This is a genomic window from Luteimonas sp. A501 (assembly GCF_054052085.1).
Genome location: NZ_JBSVRI010000001.1, coordinates 431,508 through 447,117 on the forward strand (window position 1 = coordinate 431,508; position 15,610 = coordinate 447,117).

Annotated in this window: 18 protein-coding genes; 11 read left to right on the forward strand and 7 right to left on the reverse strand. The window is 70.6% G+C overall.

Going from position 1 to position 15,610, the window contains the following annotated elements; translation table 11 throughout:
* Nucleotides 1-10: 10 nt before the first annotated feature.
* On the reverse strand, nt 11-1,102 hold the full coding sequence (gene aroB / locus ACW7G5_RS01900; RefSeq protein WP_457001330.1) for a 3-dehydroquinate synthase: 1,092 nt from the start codon (nt 1,100-1,102) through the stop codon (nt 11-13).
* Complete coding sequence (locus ACW7G5_RS01905) at nt 1,099-1,671, reverse strand: shikimate kinase (protein WP_457001332.1); 573 nt, start codon at nt 1,669-1,671, stop codon at nt 1,099-1,101. Before ACW7G5_RS01905 ends, aroB begins: the two co-directional genes overlap by 4 nt.
* A gap of 133 nt (nt 1,672-1,804) precedes the next feature.
* On the opposite strand from ACW7G5_RS01905, the gene ACW7G5_RS01910 reads away from it, so the two are divergent.
* Nucleotides 1,805-2,008 (forward strand): dodecin family protein, encoded by a 204-nt coding sequence (locus ACW7G5_RS01910; protein WP_343255698.1) that lies wholly within the window; start codon nt 1,805-1,807, stop codon nt 2,006-2,008.
* On the opposite strand, the gene ACW7G5_RS01915 is transcribed toward ACW7G5_RS01910, so the two are convergent.
* Nucleotides 1,989-2,831, reverse strand: coding sequence for a kinase (locus ACW7G5_RS01915; protein WP_457001335.1), 843 nt, complete (start codon nt 2,829-2,831; stop codon nt 1,989-1,991). The genes ACW7G5_RS01910 and ACW7G5_RS01915 overlap by 20 nt on opposite strands.
* Before the next feature lie 73 nt (nt 2,832-2,904).
* Here ACW7G5_RS01915 and pdxH point away from each other — a divergent pair, with 73 nt between their 5' ends.
* From pdxH to ACW7G5_RS01930, 3 genes are all read left to right on the forward strand, one after another.
* Entirely contained in the window at nt 2,905-3,501 is a 597-nt protein-coding gene (gene pdxH / locus ACW7G5_RS01920) for a pyridoxamine 5'-phosphate oxidase (protein WP_457001337.1), read from the forward strand.
* A gap of 17 nt (nt 3,502-3,518) precedes the next feature.
* Nucleotides 3,519-4,328, forward strand: coding sequence for a cobalamin-binding protein (locus ACW7G5_RS01925; protein WP_457002819.1), 810 nt, complete (start codon nt 3,519-3,521; stop codon nt 4,326-4,328).
* Nucleotides 4,329-4,476: 148 nt separating this feature from the next.
* Complete coding sequence (locus ACW7G5_RS01930) at nt 4,477-4,872, forward strand: DoxX family protein (RefSeq protein WP_457001339.1); 396 nt, start codon at nt 4,477-4,479, stop codon at nt 4,870-4,872.
* Between the two features lie 9 nt (nt 4,873-4,881).
* On the opposite strand, the gene proC is transcribed toward ACW7G5_RS01930, so the two are convergent.
* Together proC and ACW7G5_RS01940 are read right to left on the reverse strand one after the other, a co-directional pair.
* Nucleotides 4,882-5,733 carry a pyrroline-5-carboxylate reductase gene (gene proC, locus ACW7G5_RS01935; protein ID WP_457001341.1) on the reverse strand — a complete coding sequence of 284 codons (852 nt, stop codon included), beginning with the start codon at nt 5,731-5,733 and terminating at the stop codon, nt 4,882-4,884.
* Between the two features lie 88 nt (nt 5,734-5,821).
* Nucleotides 5,822-6,514, reverse strand: coding sequence for a YggS family pyridoxal phosphate-dependent enzyme (locus ACW7G5_RS01940; RefSeq protein ID WP_457002820.1), 693 nt, complete (start codon nt 6,512-6,514; stop codon nt 5,822-5,824).
* 172 nt (nt 6,515-6,686) lie between these two features.
* Here ACW7G5_RS01940 and ACW7G5_RS01945 point away from each other — a divergent pair, with 172 nt between their 5' ends.
* From ACW7G5_RS01945 to ACW7G5_RS01960, 4 genes are all read left to right on the forward strand, one after another.
* Nucleotides 6,687-7,724 (forward strand): type IV pilus twitching motility protein PilT, encoded by a 1,038-nt coding sequence (locus tag ACW7G5_RS01945; RefSeq protein ID WP_343255691.1) that lies wholly within the window; start codon nt 6,687-6,689, stop codon nt 7,722-7,724.
* 12 nt (nt 7,725-7,736) lie between these two features.
* A complete protein-coding gene (locus ACW7G5_RS01950) occupies nt 7,737-8,867 on the forward strand; it encodes a PilT/PilU family type 4a pilus ATPase (RefSeq protein WP_343255690.1) in 1,131 nt (376 codons plus the stop codon).
* 118 nt (nt 8,868-8,985) lie between these two features.
* On the forward strand, nt 8,986-9,612 hold the full coding sequence (locus ACW7G5_RS01955; RefSeq protein WP_457001344.1) for a superoxide dismutase: 627 nt from the start codon (nt 8,986-8,988) through the stop codon (nt 9,610-9,612).
* 149 nt (nt 9,613-9,761) lie between these two features.
* Nucleotides 9,762-10,223: an FKBP-type peptidyl-prolyl cis-trans isomerase gene (locus tag ACW7G5_RS01960; RefSeq protein ID WP_457001346.1), complete on the forward strand. Its 462-nt coding sequence runs from the start codon at nt 9,762-9,764 to the stop codon at nt 10,221-10,223.
* 18 nt (nt 10,224-10,241) lie between these two features.
* Here ACW7G5_RS01960 and ACW7G5_RS01965 read toward each other — a convergent pair whose 3' ends face one another.
* Nucleotides 10,242-12,047 (reverse strand): DUF4153 domain-containing protein, encoded by a 1,806-nt coding sequence (locus tag ACW7G5_RS01965; protein ID WP_457001348.1) that lies wholly within the window; start codon nt 12,045-12,047, stop codon nt 10,242-10,244.
* Nucleotides 12,048-12,128: 81 nt separating this feature from the next.
* Between ACW7G5_RS01965 and ACW7G5_RS01970 the strand changes: the two genes are divergently transcribed.
* From ACW7G5_RS01970 to ACW7G5_RS01980, 3 genes are read left to right on the forward strand one after another with little or no spacing between them, the layout of a single operon-like run.
* Nucleotides 12,129-12,695, forward strand: coding sequence for a YqgE/AlgH family protein (locus ACW7G5_RS01970; RefSeq protein WP_457001349.1), 567 nt, complete (start codon nt 12,129-12,131; stop codon nt 12,693-12,695).
* Nucleotides 12,695-13,183, forward strand: a complete 489-nt coding sequence (gene ruvX / locus ACW7G5_RS01975) for a Holliday junction resolvase RuvX (protein ID WP_457001351.1) — start codon at nt 12,695-12,697, stop codon at nt 13,181-13,183. The genes ACW7G5_RS01970 and ruvX overlap by 1 nt, the downstream gene beginning before the upstream one ends.
* A complete protein-coding gene (locus ACW7G5_RS01980; protein WP_457001353.1) occupies nt 13,180-14,121 on the forward strand; it encodes an aspartate carbamoyltransferase catalytic subunit in 942 nt (313 codons plus the stop codon). The genes ruvX and ACW7G5_RS01980 overlap by 4 nt, the downstream gene beginning before the upstream one ends.
* A gap of 109 nt (nt 14,122-14,230) precedes the next feature.
* Here ACW7G5_RS01980 and mgtE read toward each other — a convergent pair whose 3' ends face one another.
* Entirely contained in the window at nt 14,231-15,592 is a 1,362-nt protein-coding gene (gene mgtE / locus ACW7G5_RS01985; RefSeq protein WP_457001354.1) for a magnesium transporter, read from the reverse strand.
* Nucleotides 15,593-15,610: the final 18 nt, after the last annotated feature.

Consider the following 15,610-nt stretch of genomic DNA (forward strand, 5'->3'; position numbering starts at 1 on the left):
GGGCGGCGGTTCAGCCCGCCCGGAGCACGTCCAGCACCCGCGCCTCGGGAACGCCGGCCACGACCCGCGCCCGGCCCGGCCCGTCCCACAGCACGAAGCGCAGGCCGTCGGCCTGGGCCTTCTTGTCCAGGCGCATGCGCGCCACCAGCGCGGCCGGGTCCAGGCCGCGGGGAAGCGCCACCGGCAGCCCGAAGCGTTCGAGCACGCCGCACAGCGCGTCGGCATGGGCCGCGTCCGCGAGTCCCAGTCCGGCCGACAGCCGGGCCGCCAGCACCATGCCCACGGCCACCGCTTCGCCGTGGTTGAGGCCGTCGTAGGCCTGCTCGGCCTCGATCGCATGGGCGAAGGTGTGGCCGAAATTCAGCAGCGCGCGCTCGCCGTGCTCGAACGGGTCGCGCTCGACGATCGCCGCCTTGTGCGCGCAGCTGCGGGCGATGGCCGTGGCCAGCGCGGCGTCCTCGCGCTCCAGCAGCGCGCCGGCGTGGCCGCACAGCCAATGCAGGAAGTCTTCATCGACGATGGCGCCGTACTTCACCACTTCGGCCAGGCCGGCGCGCAGCTCGCGGTCGGGCAGGGTGCGCAGCACGCCGGTGTCGGCGAACACGGCGCGCGGCGGATGGAAGGCGCCGACCAGGTTCTTGCCGGCGGCAAGGTCGACCGCGGTCTTGCCGCCCACCGACGAGTCGACCATCGCCAGCAGGCTGGTCGGCAGCTGCACGCAGTCGATGCCGCGCATCCAGCAGGCGGCGGCGAATCCCGCCAGGTCTCCGACCACGCCGCCGCCGAGGGCGTAGACGCAGGCGTCGCGGGTGGCGCCGAGGGCGGCCAGGGCGTCGATGGCGGCGCTGAAGCCGTCGAGTGTCTTGCTCGCCTCGCCGGCGGGAAGCACGAAGGCGTCCACGCGCGCATCCGGGCGTGCATCGCGCAGGGCGTCGCAGACCTGGCGCGCATACAGCGGACCGACGTGGCTGTCGCTGGCCACCAGCGCCTGGCGCCCGCGCAGCGGCATGGCCAGTGCCGCGCCGTCGGCCAGCAGGCCGGGACCGATGGTGATGGCGTAGGGCGCCGGGCCGCCCACGTCGATGCGTTGGCGCGCGCTCACGCCGCCGGCTCCGGCGTGGCCCGCGTCGCCGCGGCCGCGGTGCCGCGGCGCCACGTGGACTCCAGCAGCGCCGCCAAGCGCTGTGCGGCGTCCTGGGCCGGTGCCGGGGCGGGCTCGAAGACGAGGTCCGCCACCTCCGCATAGAGCGGATCGCGCTCGGTGGCCAGGCGCGCCAGGATCGACGCGCGGTCGCCGTGCGCCAGCAGCGGGCGGCTGCGGTCGCGGGCCAGGCGCTGCAGCTGCGCGGGCACGTCCGCATGCAGGTGCACCACGAATCCGTCCCGGGCCAGGCAGCGCCGGCTCCCTTCATCCAGCACCGCGCCGCCGCCGGTGGAGATCACCGCGTCCGGCCCGGCCAGCAGGGCGGCGAGCACGTCGCGTTCGCGCGCCCGGAAGCCGGCTTCGCCCTCGCATTCGAAGATGGTCGCGACGGTGGCGCCGGTGCGCTGCTCGATTTCCTGGTCGCTGTCGGCAAAGGCAAGGTCGAAATGCCGCGCCAGGCAGCGCCCGATCGAGGTCTTGCCGGCACCCATGGGGCCGACGAGCACGAGATGGCGGGCGGGATTCATGGGCGTTGGCGTGGCGGCGTCCAGGGTGTGCCGATGCTAGCAGCCGGCCACCGGCGAAGGCATGCCCTTAACGGTCGCGAGCCGAGGATGGCGTTCGCCACCAGTCCGGTGGCCAATGCGAAAGGAGAACACCATGTCGGTTGCCAAGGTCATCGAGATCAATGCGTCCTCGCCCACCAGCGTCGAGGACGCCGTGCGCAAGGGGCTGGCCAAGTGCGCGGAATCGGTGAAAGGCATCAGGGGTGCCTGGATCAACGAAACCAAGGTCGTCACCGACGGTGACGGCACCATCACCGAGTGGCGCGTGAACCTGCGCATCAGCTTCGTGGTCGACTGACCGCGGAGGCCGCAGCGGTCGGCCGCCGCCGCGCGTCCAGCGCGATGACGTGGTCGGCAATGCCCGGCAGGGTGCGCAAGGCCTGGCGGCTGGTTCGTTCGTAGTGCTGGACGAAGCGTTCGACGCCTGCACGGTCCATGCCGCCGCCGCCGGCGCTGATCGCGTCGCGCAAGCCCTGTTCCGCCTGCCATCGCCATTCCGGCACGATCTCGAACGAGGGCGGCTGAAGCAGGAGCAGGCGATCGATTCGCTGCCACAGAGCGGGATAGTCGCGTGCCAGCGCGTTGTTGCACCAGCGCCGCCAGCGGCCATCGCCGTCTTCCTCGCGTTCCAGGGCGTTGACCGGCGCGGCCAGCGTCGCGTCGTCCTCTGCCGGGGTACCCAGGAACCAGCCTTCGAACACGGCCAGGTCCACTGCGCCCGACGCCGGCCATCGCGCGTCCGGCAGGCGGTCGTCGGCAAGCTTGTCGAAGCGTGGCAGGGCGACATCGCGGCCCTCGCGCAGGGCGTCGAGCACGTCGATCGCGAGCGTGACCTCGTGAGTGCCCGGCGGTCCCCGCGTGGCCAGCAGCGGATGGACCTCGCGCGCCAGGCGCTGCCGGTCCGCGTGGCCCAGGTAGACATCGTCGATGGACAGTACGGCGCAGCGCAGGCTGCGGCTCCGGGCTTCCGCGGCCAGCTGTGCGGCGAAGGTCGACTTGCCGCTGCCCTGCAGGCCGCTGATGCCGAGGATGCGGACACCCTGGCGCAGCGCGTCGTCCAGTGTCGTGGACACAAGGCGGCTGTCGAAACCCGGGGTGGGCCTGTGCATCGGCGTCGCCATCCGGGCACGATAGCCCAGGTGCGCACGCGTCCCGCGCACGCCGACGACAGCAGAACCGCGGAGCCCCCAGCTTATGACCGACCTTTACGCCGAAGCCCTGCACACCTTCGACACGCTCTTTGACGAGGCGCTGGCTGCCGGCGAACCCGATCGCACCGCCATGCAGCTGGCCACCGCCACCGGCGACGGCCGCCCCTCGCTGCGCACTGTGCTGCTGAAGGCGCACGACGCGCGCGGCTTTGTCTTCTACACCCACCTGGAGGGCCGCAAGGGCCGCGAGCTCAAGTCCAACCCGCGGGCGGCCTTGCTGTTCCACTGGCCGCGCGTACGGCTGGGGGTTCAGGTGCGCATCGAGGGCGGCGTGGTGATCGTGGACGAGGCCGAAGCCGACGCCTATTTCGCCAGCCGTCCACGCGGCAGCCAGCTCGGCGCCTGGGCTTCGCTGCAGTCCGAGCCGCTGGAGTCGCGGGAGGAGTTCGATCGCCGCCTGGCCGACTGCGAGCGCGAGTTCGAAGGCCGCGACGTGCCGCGGCCGCCGCGCTGGACCGGCCTGCGCGTGGACCCGGAGCGCATCGAGTTCTGGTACGCCGCTGAATACCGCTGGCACGAGCGCTGGCTGTACGAGCGCGACCTCGCCGGTGGCTGCAGCAAGCGGATGCTCTATCCGTGAGCCGCGCCGCCTCCGCCATGCGCGGCCCCAGGCGCATCGTCTGCCTGACCGAAGAGCCCACCGAAACGCTGTATGCACTGGGCGAACAGGACCGGATCGTCGGCATCAGCGGCTTCACCGTGCGCCCGCCACGGGCGCGCCGCGAGAAGCCGAAGGTCAGCGCATTCACCAGCGCGAAGATCGACGCGATCATGGCCCTCGCGCCCGACCTCGCGATCGGCTTTTCCGACATCCAGGCCGACATCGCCGCCGAGCTCGTGCGCCGCGGCGTCGAGGTCTGGATCAGCAACCATCGCAGCGTCGAGGGCATCGTCGACTACGTGCGTCGCCTGGGCGCCCTGGTCGGCGTGCCGGAGCGTGCCAACGACTATGCCGATGCCCTGCAGCGTGGCGTCGAGGAGGTCGAGGCCCGCGCGGCAACGCTGTCGCAGCGCCCGCGCATGTATTTCGAAGAGTGGGACGAGCCGCCGATCACCGGCATCCGCTGGGTGGCCGAGCTGATGCGCATCGCCGGCGGCGACGATGTGTTCCCGGAGCTTGCCGCCGAGCCGCTGGCGAAGCAGCGCATCCTCGCCGACGCGACCGAGGTGGTGCGTCGCGCGCCGGACATCATCGTCGGCTCCTGGTGCGGCAAGAAGTTCCGCCCCGACCGGGTCGCGGCGCGGCCGGGCTGGGACGCGATCCCGGCGGTCCGCGACGGCGAGCTTCACGAAGTGAAGTCGCCGCTCATCCTGCAGCCCGGCCCTGCGGCGCTGACCGACGGCCTGCTTGCGCTGGCCGACATCGTGCATGGCTGGGCAGAGCGACAGCAGGAGCGCGCCCGATAAGAGCGCGCTCGACAGGAGCACGCTCGACAGGAGCACGCCGGAATGCGGCCGACGTTCGGCAACGGCGGGCCGGCTCGCGCGACTGCAGCGGGCTGACGGCCGCGTGCGTGTCTGCCATGATCCGCGACTCCAGACAACGGGACCGGTCATGAACCAGGCTGCGATGCACGACCTCGCACGACTGCTGCTGCGCATCACCCTCGGGGTGTTGATCCTGCTGCACGGCATCACCAAGCTGCGCGGCGGCATGTCCGGCATCGAGGGCATGGTGGTGGCGCAGGGCCTGCCCGGCTTCCTTGCCTATGGCGTGCTGGTCGGCGAGGTGCTGGCGCCACTCATGCTGCTGGCCGGCTTCCACGCGCGCATCGGTGCCGTGCTGGTCGCGATCAACATGCTGTTCGCGATCGCACTGGCGCACCTTGGCGAACTCGGCCAGCTCAATGCCAGCGGCGGCTGGGCGCTTGAGCTGCAGGGCATGTTCCTGGCCACGGCCATCGCCATCGCGCTGCTGGGGCCCGGGCGCTACGGCATCAACCAGCGCTGAGCCGCCGTTTCAGTCGTTCGCGGCCGAGAGTTCACGGCCGCGTGCGGCGGCGGCATCGATCGCTGCCGCGACCAGCGTGCGCAGGCCGCCGGCCTCGAAGGTTTCGATCGCCGCCTGGGTGGTGCCGCCGGGCGAGGTGACGCGGCGGCGCAGCTCCGCCGGCGCTTCGTCGGAGCCTGTGAGCATGCGGGCTGCGCCGAGCAGGGTCTCCTGCACCAGGGTGCGCGCGGCATCCGCCGGCAGGCCCTGGGCGCGCGCCGCGTCCTCCATCGCTTCGGCAAGCAGGAACACATAGGCCGGGCCGCTGCCGGAAACCGCGGTGACCGCGTCCATCAGCGCCTCGTCCTCGACCCAGACCGTCTTTCCGGTGGTCGCCAGCAGCGCCTGGGCGCGTTCACGGCCGGCAGCGTCGACGGCGGCGTTGGCGTGCAGGCCGGTCACGCCGGCGCCGAGCAGGGCGGGGGTGTTGGGCATGGCGCGGACCACCGCGGCATCGCCGCCGAGCCAGGACGCGAGCTGGCCGGCGGTGATGCCGGCGGCGATCGAGATCGCAAGCGGGCGCGAGGCGCGGGCCTGGCCTGCCAGGCCTTCGCAGACCTCGCGCATCACCTGCGGCTTGACCGCGAACACCCAGGCGTCGGCGCCGGCCACGGCATCGGCCGCGCCGGCGTGGACCTGCACGCCGTAGTCGCGGGCCAGCGCATCGCGAAGCGCGTCCACCGGTTCGGCTACGTGGATGCCCGCCGGATCCGCGCCGCGGGACACCATGCCGCCGATCAGGCTGCGCGCCATGTTGCCGCCACCGATGAACGCGGTGGCCCGCGGCGTGGCGGATCGGGCATCGGTCCGTGGATCGATCATGGCGTGGCTCCTGCAGCGACGGGGCCGGCCATTGTCGCCGAGCGCCGGCGCCGCCGCGACCGTCGCACCCGGGCGGGCGTGGCCCGGCTCAGGCCGGCGTGCGCGGTCCGAACAGCGCGCTGCCGATGCGGACCATGGTCGCGCCTTCGGCGATCGCGAGTTCGAAGTCCCCGCTCATGCCCATCGACAGCGTGTCGGCGCCGGGATGCGCCGCCAGCAGTTCATCGTGCAGCACGCGCATGGCCACGAAGCCGGCGCGGCGGTGCCCCGGGTCGGGATGCGGTTCCGGGATCGCCATCAGCCCGCGCAGCGCGAGCGCGGGCTGCGCGGCGATGGCCCGGGCGAGTTCCGCCACGTCGGCGGGTGCGCAGCCGTGCTTGCCGGCTTCGCCATCGATGTTGACCTGGATGAGCACGTTCAGGGGCGGCCGCTGCGGATCGCGGGCCGCGGCCAGCGCCGCCACCAGCTTCGGGCGGTCGACCGACTGCACCCAGTCGAACAGCGCCGCCGCCTGTGCCGCCTTGTTCGACTGCAGGTGGCCGATCAGGTGCCATTCGATCCCGGTGCCCTCCAGGGCGGCGACCTTGGCCGACGCCTCCTGGACGTAGTTCTCGCCGAATGCGAGCGCGGCGCCGGGACGCAGGGCCGCCCACTCCGCGGCCAGGGCCGCGATCGCGCCGGCCTCGCGGGTCTTGCCCACGGCGACCAGGCGCGGCGCCGGCCGCGTTGCGCCGCGGATCGCGTTCTCTCCCGAAGCGGTCTCTTCCGAGGCGCGCGCCATGGCTTCAAGGACGCGCGCGAGGGGTCGATCCGGCATCTGCCTGCTCCTCCAGCACCGCTGGTTCTGTGACGCGTTTACGGGGCTATACTGCCTCCGGGGAGTACTCTGGCGCCAGCCGCGACGCGGTTGGGCGTCCCGCAATCAACTTGTGCACTGCCGCTGGGGAGCATGCATGGATATCGCCGAACTTTTGGCGTTCTCGGTCAAGAACAAGGCCTCGGACCTGCACCTGTCGGCAGGCCTGCCGCCGATGATCCGCGTCGACGGCGACGTCCGCCGGATCAACATCCCGGCGCTCGACCACAAGCAGGTGCACGCGCTGGTCTACGACATCATGTCGGACAAGCAGCGCCGCGACTACGAGGAATTCCTCGAGGTCGACTTCTCGTTCGAGATCGCCGGCCTGGCGCGCTTCCGGGTAAACGCCTTCAACCAGAACCGTGGCGCCGGCGCGGTATTCCGCACCATTCCGTCCGAGGTGCTGACGCTCGAGGACCTCGGCACGCCGCGGATCTTCAAGGAGCTGATCGACCAGCCGCAGGGCCTGATCCTGGTCACCGGCCCGACCGGTTCGGGCAAGTCGACCACGCTCGCGGCGATGGTCGACCACGTCAACAAGACCGAGTACGGGCACATCCTCACCATCGAGGACCCGATCGAGTTCGTGCACACCGCGCAGAAGTGCCTGATCAACCAGCGCGAGGTGCACCGCGACACCCACGGCTTCAACGAGGCCCTGCGCTCGGCGCTGCGCGAGGACCCCGACGTCATCCTCGTGGGCGAGCTGCGTGACCTCGAGACCATCCGCCTGGCGCTGACTGCCGCGGAGACCGGCCACCTGGTGTTCGGCACCCTGCATACCTCGTCGGCGGCCAAGACCATCGACCGCATCATCGACGTGTTCCCCGCCGGCGAGAAGCCGATGGTGCGCTCGATGCTGTCGGAGTCGCTGCGCGCGGTGATCTCGCAGGCGCTGTTGAAGAAGGTCGGCGGCGGGCGCACCGCGGCCTGGGAAATCATGGTCGGCATCCCCGCCATCCGCAACCTGATCCGCGAGGACAAGGTCGCGCAGATGTATTCCTCGATCCAGACCGGCCAGCAGCACGGCATGATGACCCTGGACCAGCACCTGCAGGACCTCGTCAAGCGCGCCATGGTGACCCGCCAGCAGGCCCGGGACTACGCCAAGGACAAGCGGCTGTTCGAGTAACCGGAGCACCACATGAGCGCCATCGACTTCACCTCCTACCTCAAGCTGATGGCCCATCAAAAGGCCTCGGACCTGTTCATCACCGCCGGCATGCCGCCGTCGATGAAGGTCCACGGCAAGATCTCGCCGATCACCCAGAACGCGCTCACGCCTCAGCAGGCGCGCGACCTGGTGCTGAACGTGATGACGCCGCCGCAGCGCGAGGAGTTCGAACGCACCCACGAGTGCAATTTCGCCATCGGCGTGTCCGGCGTCGGCCGCTTCCGCGTGTCGTGCTTCTACCAGCGCAACCAGGTGGGCATGGTGCTGCGCCGGATCGAGACCCGGATCCCGTCGATCGAAGAGCTCAACCTCCCGCCGATCATCAAGACCCTGGCGATGACCAAGCGTGGGCTGATCATCTTCGTCGGCGCCACGGGCACGGGTAAATCGACCTCGCTTGCATCGATGATCGGCTACCGCAACCAGAACTCCACCGGGCACATCATCACTATCGAGGACCCGATCGAGTTCGTGCACAAGCACCAGGGCTGCATCATCACCCAGCGCGAGGTCGGCATCGACACCGACAACTGGGAGAACGCGCTCAAGAACACCCTGCGCCAGGCGCCGGACGTGATCATGATCGGCGAGGTGCGCACCCGCGAGGGCATGGACCACGCCATCGCCTTCGCCGAAACCGGCCACCTGGTGCTGTGCACGCTGCACGCCAACAACGCCAACCAGGCGATGGACCGCATCATCAACTTCTTCCCCGAGGACCGTCGCGGCCAGCTGCTGATGGACCTCTCGCTGAACCTCAAGGGCGTGGTCGCGCAGCAGCTGCTGCCGACGCCGGACGGCAAGGGGCGCCGCGTGGCGATGGAGATCCTGCTCGGCACGCCGCTGGTGCAGGACTACATCCGCGACGGCGAGATCCACAAGCTGAAGGAAGTCATGAAGGAGTCGACCAACCTCGGCATGAAGACCTTCGACCAGAGTCTGTTCGAGCTCTACCAGGCCGGCGAGATCTCCTACGAGGACGCGCTGCGCTACGCCGACTCCGCCAACGAGGTGCGCCTGCGCATCAAGCTCGCCCAGGGCGGCGATGCGCGCACGCTGTCGCAGGGGCTGGATGGCGTCGAGGTGGCCGAGGCCAACTGATACGCAGTGTTTCGTGGTTCACGGAAAGGGCGCCCATGTGGCGCCCTTTCCCTTTGCGTACTTTTTACCTTGCAGCGGCGACAATGGCCGGCCGACCCATTCATCCTTGGAGATCCCCATGGCCTTCACCCTGCCCAAGCTTCCCTACGCCTACGACGCGCTCGAGCCCCACATTGACGCGCAGACGATGGAAATCCACTACACCAAGCACCACCAGGCCTACATCAACAATGCCAACGCCGCGCTTGAAGGCACGGAGTGGGCCGACAAGAGCGCCGAGGAGATCATCGCCAACCTCGACGCGCTGCCGGAAGACAAGCGCGGCCCGCTGCGCAACAACGCCGGTGGCCATGCCAACCACTCGCTGTTCTGGACGGTGATGTCGCCCAAGGGCGGCGGCAACCCGACTGGTGAAGTGGCCAAGCGCATCGACAGCGACCTCGGCGGCTTCGACGCGTTCAAGGAAGCCTTCACCAAGGCCGCGCTGACGCGCTTCGGCAGCGGCTGGGCCTGGCTGTCCACGGACGCGTCCGGCAAGCTCAAGGTCGAGAGCAGTGCCAACCAGGACAATCCGCTCATGAAGGGCGTCGGCTCGGGCAATACCCCGATCCTGGGCCTGGACGTGTGGGAGCACGCCTATTACCTGAAGTACCAGAACCGCCGTCCGGACTACATCGGCGCGTTCTACAACGTGGTCGACTGGAACGAGGTCGAGCGCCGCTACAAGGCCGCCGTCGCCGGCTGATCCGCGCCCGGTCGCAAGGCCCAACGGAAGAACCCCGCGATCCTGCGGGGTTTTTTCATGGAGCCGGTCACGCCGATGCGTATCCGGGCTTGCGCGGCCGCGTGGTGCTGGCGACGATGCTGCGGTACCCGAGGAGGATCGCGCCAAAGATGGACATCGCCGACAGCCGCATCGCCACCGTGCACTTCACTCTCACCGACGCTGACAGCGGCGAGCAGATCACGAGCACGCGTGGGCACGAGCCCTTGACCTACATGCACGGCAGTGGCGGCATCGTCCGCGGCCTGGAGAATGCGCTGGAAGGACGCAGGGCCGGCGACCGCTTCGACGTCATCGTGGCTCCGGAAGACGGCTTCGGCCCTCGCCACGAGGCGCTGCTGCAGACGCTGCCGCGAACGATGTGGCGCGCGCCGTCGGAGCCGAACGTCGGCGACCGGCTGGAGACCACCACCGCCAAGGGGCCGCTGGAGGTGGTGGTCACGGCGGTGGATGCCGATACCCTCACCGTCGACGGCAATCACCCGCTGGCCGGGCGTCGCGTCCGTGCCGAGGTCGAAGTGGTCGCCGTGCGGGTGCCGACGCCGGACGAGGTGCAGTTCGGCCTCGGCTGAGGCGCCACCGCTGCCAGCTCAGGGACCAGCGGGGCCGGCGTTGTCGAACTGCCTCGGCTGGTCATCGCCGATCCGCAGGTCGGGCCAGCGTCGCGGAACCGCCTGCACCCGGCCACCCAGAAGGTCACGGCGCAGCGCGCGACGCCAGGCCCGCTCCGATGTCCCCGGTGGCCACGCCTGCAGGTTGGCCGTGATGCTCCACTCGCCCGCGTCATCGCGGGCGAACAGCGCGCATCGCGCGCCATAGCCGTCCCCGAGCGTACACAGCAGCGGGTCGGCGACGCCGTCGCCGTCCAGGTCCGGGGTCAGCAGGATGCAGTCGTCGGCCACCCCGACGCACTCGTTCCTGCCCGGGCGTCCGGTGGCCAGCGCCTCCCACCAGTCGCCGTCGGGCGAATCCGCTCCCTCGGCCAGCTGGACCTGCGCACGCAGCTGCGCGATATCGCGCACCGGTCGTCCGGCGTCGTCGCTCTGCGGCGTGCCCCAGCGGCTGGTCCGCGCAATCACCCGCTCGAGCTCCGCGAGCCGTTCCTCGTTGCCTGCCCACGCGGCGTGGTCGCGCAGTGCAAGCGTGGCTTCGTAGCCGCGGCGGCCGCTGTCGTGACGCAACCAGTCGAGGTCGAAGTCGTCGGCTTCGGTACGGCCGTCGGCCAGGCGTTGCATCTGGCTGCCCACCGCGATCCGCTGCGCGTCCAGCAGCGGGGTATTGGCGAGGATCACCAGCGCCACCACGACCAGCGACATCATCCGGTTCACCGGCCGGATCGTGCCCAGCCAGTCGGAGCGGTTGCGCAGCGTCGCCCAGGCGTAGCCGAACGCGTAGCCGCACACCACCACCGCCAGCAGCACGGCCCAGAACCGCTCCGCGGTCCAGCCATGCTGGTGGATGCGCAACCACAGCGCATACAGCGCCAGCAGCGCGTACACCGGCAGCAGCACCAGGCCGGCATCGACCAGGCGCCGCAGCCAGCCCGGATAGGGGCGTTCGCCCTGGCCGTCCTGCAGCACCGAGTTGGTGAACGCCACCAGCAGGGCGACCACGGCAACCAGCGTCGCCGCCGCCGAACGCATGTCCCACAGCGGGGCAAGCCCGGTGAACGGCAGGCTGGCCACGAACAGCACGGCGATGAAGGCCAGCAGCGGCAGCAGGCCGGTGAAGATCGCGAACAGGATCTGTCGCGCCACCTGCACGGCGCGGTGCTGGGTCCGGCCGATAAGCACGCCCAGGCCGGCCATGGCGCCGGTGGCGAGATAGATGAAGGCGTCCTCGCGGAACAGGTCGCGGAAGAAGTCGATCTTCACCAGCGCGAACAGCGCGCCCCAGAGCCACAGGACCAGCCAGCAGATGCCGGTGAACAACCCCGCCAGCGCCAGCGTCAGCGCGTTCTGCCAGGCGTGTTCGAACAGGCAGGGGTAGGGTGCGCGCCAGTGGCCGTGGGCCAGACGGCACTGCAACCAGGGCAGGGCGACGAACAGGCCGATGGCCATCGAAGCACCGAATGGTCCCAGCACGCTGCCGGCGTTGATCCCGGACCCGCCGGTGGCATTCCACGACGCCCAGGTGGCCAGCCCGGCGAACACCACGGTCGCCGCGATCGCGTGCTGCCAGAAGCGCGCGTCGCGCAGGCGCACCACGCTCAGAGCCATCATCGTGGGCACGGCCAGCACCAGGGTGTACCAGCAGACCCGGCCGGCCAGCTCCGCGAACGGCCACCAGCCCGCGTCGTGCCCCTTCTCGGCGAGGTACAGCAGGCCGCCCTGGAGCACCGCCAGCAATACGATGAAGGCGCGCTCGTTGCGCGGCAGGGGGGCGTCTACGGACATGGAGGTTTTCCGCGGCGGTGGTGAAGGCGCCATGGTAGCCGGCAGCGCGCGCGTGGCGTCGCCACTGGATAGAATGACGCCATGCCGGTCCAGTCCACGCCACTCGCCAACCAGCTGCTGGTCGCGCTGCCCTCGCTGGCCGACGGCAACTTCGCGCGCACCGTATCGCTGCTCTGCCAGCACGATGCGGGCGGCGCCATGGGCGTGGTGGTGAACCGGCGCTCGGACTACACCCTGGGCGAGATTTTCTCGCAGATGGGCATCGCCTGCGGCGACGAGGCGCTGTGCGCGACCCCGGTGCTCGCCGGCGGCCCGGTGCACCCGGAACGCGGCTTCGTGATCCACGATGGCGAGCGCGACTGGGATTCCAGCCTCACCGTGGCCAACGGGCTGCGCGTCACCACCTCGCGCGACGTGCTCGAGGCGATGGCGCGGGGCGACGGTCCGGGCAAGGTCGTGGTGGCGCTTGGCTGCGCCGGCTGGAGCCCGGGGCAGCTGGATGCGGAACTGGCCGAGAACAGCTGGCTGACCGTGCCTTCCGATGACGAGCTCCTGTTCGCGCTGCCGCTTGACGCGCGCTGGCAGGCCGCGGCGGGCCGCATCGGCGTGGACCTGGCGCACATGCCCGGTTACGCCGGACACGCCTGATGGCCACCATCCGCCACGACGGCACGGTGCTCGGCTTCGACGTCGGCGCGCGCCGCATCGGCGTGGCCGTGGGCAGCGCCTTCGGCCACGGCGCGCGCGCGCTGGAAGTGGTCGACGTACATGCGGACAAGGTCGACTGGGCCGCGATCGACAAGCTGCAGAAGGAGTGGCGCCCCGATGGCTGCGTGGTCGGCGATCCGATGACCCTGGACGGCGGCGACCAGCCGATCCGGCTGCGCGCGCGTGCGTTCGCGCACGAATTGGCGCGCCGCTATGCGGTTCCAGTGGTGATGGTCGACGAACGATCGAGTTCGATCGAAGCCGCGCAGCGCTTCGCCGTGGACCGCGCCGAAGGGCGTCGCCGCCGGCGCGATGCGGCCGCGTTGGACGCGGTGGCCGCCGCGGTCATCGTCGAGCGCTGGCTGGCCGCGCCAGGCGACGCCACCGTGGTCGATCCCGACGCCGCCGAACCGGACGCATCCGCATGACCCTGCAGTCGACCGGCGACGGCCGCCTGCGCCACCTGCTGACCCTGGAAGGCATGCCGCGGTCGACCCTGGTCGGGCTGCTCGACCGCGCCCAGGCCTTCGTCGACCACGGCGGCGGCGCCGATCCGCGCACGGCCCTGGCCGGCACCGCGGTATGCACGCTGTTCTTCGAACCCTCCACGCGCACGCGGCTGTCGTTCCAGCGCGCGGCGCAGCGCCTGGGTGCGGACACGCTGGCCTTTGACGCCTCCACTTCGTCGACCAGCAAGGGCGAGACGGCGCTCGACACACTGCGCAACATCGAGGCCATGGGCGTGCGCGGTTTCGTGGTCCGCCATCGCGAAGACGGCGCGGTGGCGATGCTCGCGGCCTCGGCGCAGCCGGGCACGGCCCTGGTCAACGCCGGCGACGGGCGCAGCGCGCATCCGACCCAGGGCCTGCTGGACGTGCTGAGCCTGCGCCAGGCCAAGGGCGCGGACTTCAGCGGCTTGAAGGTGGCGATCGTCGGCGACATCCGCCATTCGCGCGTGGCGCGCTCGGAGCTGCATGCATTGCGCGTACTGGGCGTCGATGAGATCCGCGCCTGCGGGCCGGCGAACCTGCTGCCCGACGACGCGACCCTGGCCGGCTGCAGCGTCGGCAGCGACCTCGACGCCGCGCTCGAGGGCGTGGATGCGGTGTTCATGCTGCGCCTGCAGCGCGAGCGCATGGAGGAGGGCCTGGTGCCCTCGCTCGAGGCCTACCACTGCGACTACGGCCTGACGGCCGCGCGCCTGCGCCGAGCCGCGCCGGATGCAGTGGTGCTGCATCCGGGTCCGATGAACCGCGGCGTCGAGATCAGCGACGACGTGGCCGACGGCCCGCAGTCGCTGGTCCTGCGCCAGGTGGCGAATGGCGTGGCGGTGAGGATGGCCGTGCTGGAGGCACTGCTGGCCTGAGCTGGCGCCGCGATCCCGCCTGACGCGGCAATCTTCACTGTAGGAGCAGCCATAGCTGCGATCGTGGATCCCGGTCGCAGCTATAGCTGCTCCTACGGAGGGGGTTTCGTCAGCGCAGCAGGACGACTGTCGCGAGCCCCAGGAAGCTGAAGAAGCCCACCACGTCGGTCACTGCGGTGACCACCACGCCGCCGGCCACCGCGGGGTCGACGTCGGCGCGCTTCATCGCCAGCGGCACCAGCACCCCGGCCAGCGCGGCCGAGGCGAAGTTGATCACCAGCGCGGCGGTGATCACCAGGCCCAGCATCCAGTCCTGGAACCAGGCGAAGGCCACCAGTCCCACGAAGCCACCGATCAGCAGGCCGTTGATCAGCGCCACCCGCAGCTCCTTCCACAGCAGCACGCTGGCGTTGCTCGCACCAACCTGGCCCAGCGCAAGGCCGCGCACCATCAGCGTCAGCACCTGCATGCCGGCGTTGCCGCCGATGCCGGCGACGATCGGCATCAGCACCGCCAACGCCACGATCTGTTCGATGGTGGCCTCGAAGCGCCCGATCACCGCCGCCGCCATGAAGGCGGTGGCGAGGTTCACGCCCAGCCACACGATGCGCCCGCGCACCGCGCGCTTCACCGGCGAGAACAGGTCCTCGTCCTCGTCCAGGCCGGCGGCGCCCAGCGCCTGGTGCTCGGCCTGCTCGCGGATGATGTCGACCACGTCGTCGATGGTGATGCGGCCAAGCAGTACGTTGCCCTCGTCGACCACGGGCGCGGACACCCAGTCATGGTCGGAGAACTGGCGCGCGACCGATTCCGCGGACTCGCCGACGTGGATCGCGGTCAGCGCGTCGTCGATCAGCTTGTTGATCGGGCTGCCCGGATCGCGGGTCACCAGGTCCTGCAGCGCCACCCAGCCCAGCAGCTGGTGGCGGCGGTTGACCACGTACAGGTGGTCGGTGTGCTCGGGCAGTTCGCCGCGCAGGCGCAGGAAGCGCAGCACCACGTCGACCGTGGTGTCGGCGCGCACGGTGACCACGTCGGGGTTCATCAGGCGGCCGGCGGTGTCCTCGGCGTAGGACAGGGCCTGCTCCAGGCGCTCGCGGTTCTCGCGGTCCATCGACTTCAGGACTTCGTCGATCACCGTGTCGGGAAGGTCCTCGACCAGGTCGGCGAGGTCGTCGATGTCGAGGTCCTCGACCGCGGCGACGATCTCGTCGGGATCCATGTCCGCAAGCAGGCTTTCGCGCACCTCGTCGCCGACGTGGACAAGGACCTCGCCGTCGTCCTCGGCATCGACCAGGCCCCAGACCACCATGCGGCGGTCGGGCGGAAGCGATTCAAGCAGGTTGCCGATCTCGGCCGGCGCCAGCGTGTTGACCAGTCGTCGCACCGGCCCCAGGCGGCCGCTGTCGAGCGCATCGGACAGCAGGCGAAGCTGGCGCGCGGTCTTGTCGTGGCGGACGGCTTCGGCCATGGAATGCTTCCGAGGGGG

Bases quoted from the DNA above. Each gene is read 5' to 3' on its own strand.
- ACW7G5_RS01965 (WP_457001348.1), bottom strand. From the start codon at position 12,047: ATGTCCGTAGACGCCCCCCTGCCGCGCAACGAGCGCGCCTTCATCGTA.
- ACW7G5_RS01915 (WP_457001335.1), bottom strand. From the start codon at position 2,831: ATGGCGACGCCGATGCACAGGCCCACCCCGGGTTTCGACAGCCGCCTT.
- proC (WP_457001341.1), bottom strand. From the start codon at position 5,733: ATGATCGATCCACGGACCGATGCCCGATCCGCCACGCCGCGGGCCACC.
- ACW7G5_RS01980 (WP_457001353.1), top strand. From the start codon at position 13,180: ATGACCCTGCAGTCGACCGGCGACGGCCGCCTGCGCCACCTGCTGACC.
- ACW7G5_RS01905 (WP_457001332.1), bottom strand. From the start codon at position 1,671: ATGAATCCCGCCCGCCATCTCGTGCTCGTCGGCCCCATGGGTGCCGGC.
- ACW7G5_RS01930 (WP_457001339.1), top strand. From the start codon at position 4,477: ATGAACCAGGCTGCGATGCACGACCTCGCACGACTGCTGCTGCGCATC.
- ACW7G5_RS01970 (WP_457001349.1), top strand. From the start codon at position 12,129: ATGCCGGTCCAGTCCACGCCACTCGCCAACCAGCTGCTGGTCGCGCTG.
- ACW7G5_RS01960 (WP_457001346.1), top strand. From the start codon at position 9,762: ATGGACATCGCCGACAGCCGCATCGCCACCGTGCACTTCACTCTCACC.
- ACW7G5_RS01910 (WP_343255698.1), top strand. From the start codon at position 1,805: ATGTCGGTTGCCAAGGTCATCGAGATCAATGCGTCCTCGCCCACCAGC.
- pdxH (WP_457001337.1), top strand. From the start codon at position 2,905: ATGACCGACCTTTACGCCGAAGCCCTGCACACCTTCGACACGCTCTTT.
- ACW7G5_RS01950 (WP_343255690.1), top strand. From the start codon at position 7,737: ATGAGCGCCATCGACTTCACCTCCTACCTCAAGCTGATGGCCCATCAA.
- ACW7G5_RS01940 (WP_457002820.1), bottom strand. From the start codon at position 6,514: ATGGCGCGCGCCTCGGAAGAGACCGCTTCGGGAGAGAACGCGATCCGC.
- ACW7G5_RS01925 (WP_457002819.1), top strand. From the start codon at position 3,519: ATGCGCGGCCCCAGGCGCATCGTCTGCCTGACCGAAGAGCCCACCGAA.
- mgtE (WP_457001354.1), bottom strand. From the start codon at position 15,592: ATGGCCGAAGCCGTCCGCCACGACAAGACCGCGCGCCAGCTTCGCCTG.
- ACW7G5_RS01945 (WP_343255691.1), top strand. From the start codon at position 6,687: ATGGATATCGCCGAACTTTTGGCGTTCTCGGTCAAGAACAAGGCCTCG.
- ACW7G5_RS01955 (WP_457001344.1), top strand. From the start codon at position 8,986: ATGGCCTTCACCCTGCCCAAGCTTCCCTACGCCTACGACGCGCTCGAG.
- ruvX (WP_457001351.1), top strand. From the start codon at position 12,695: ATGGCCACCATCCGCCACGACGGCACGGTGCTCGGCTTCGACGTCGGC.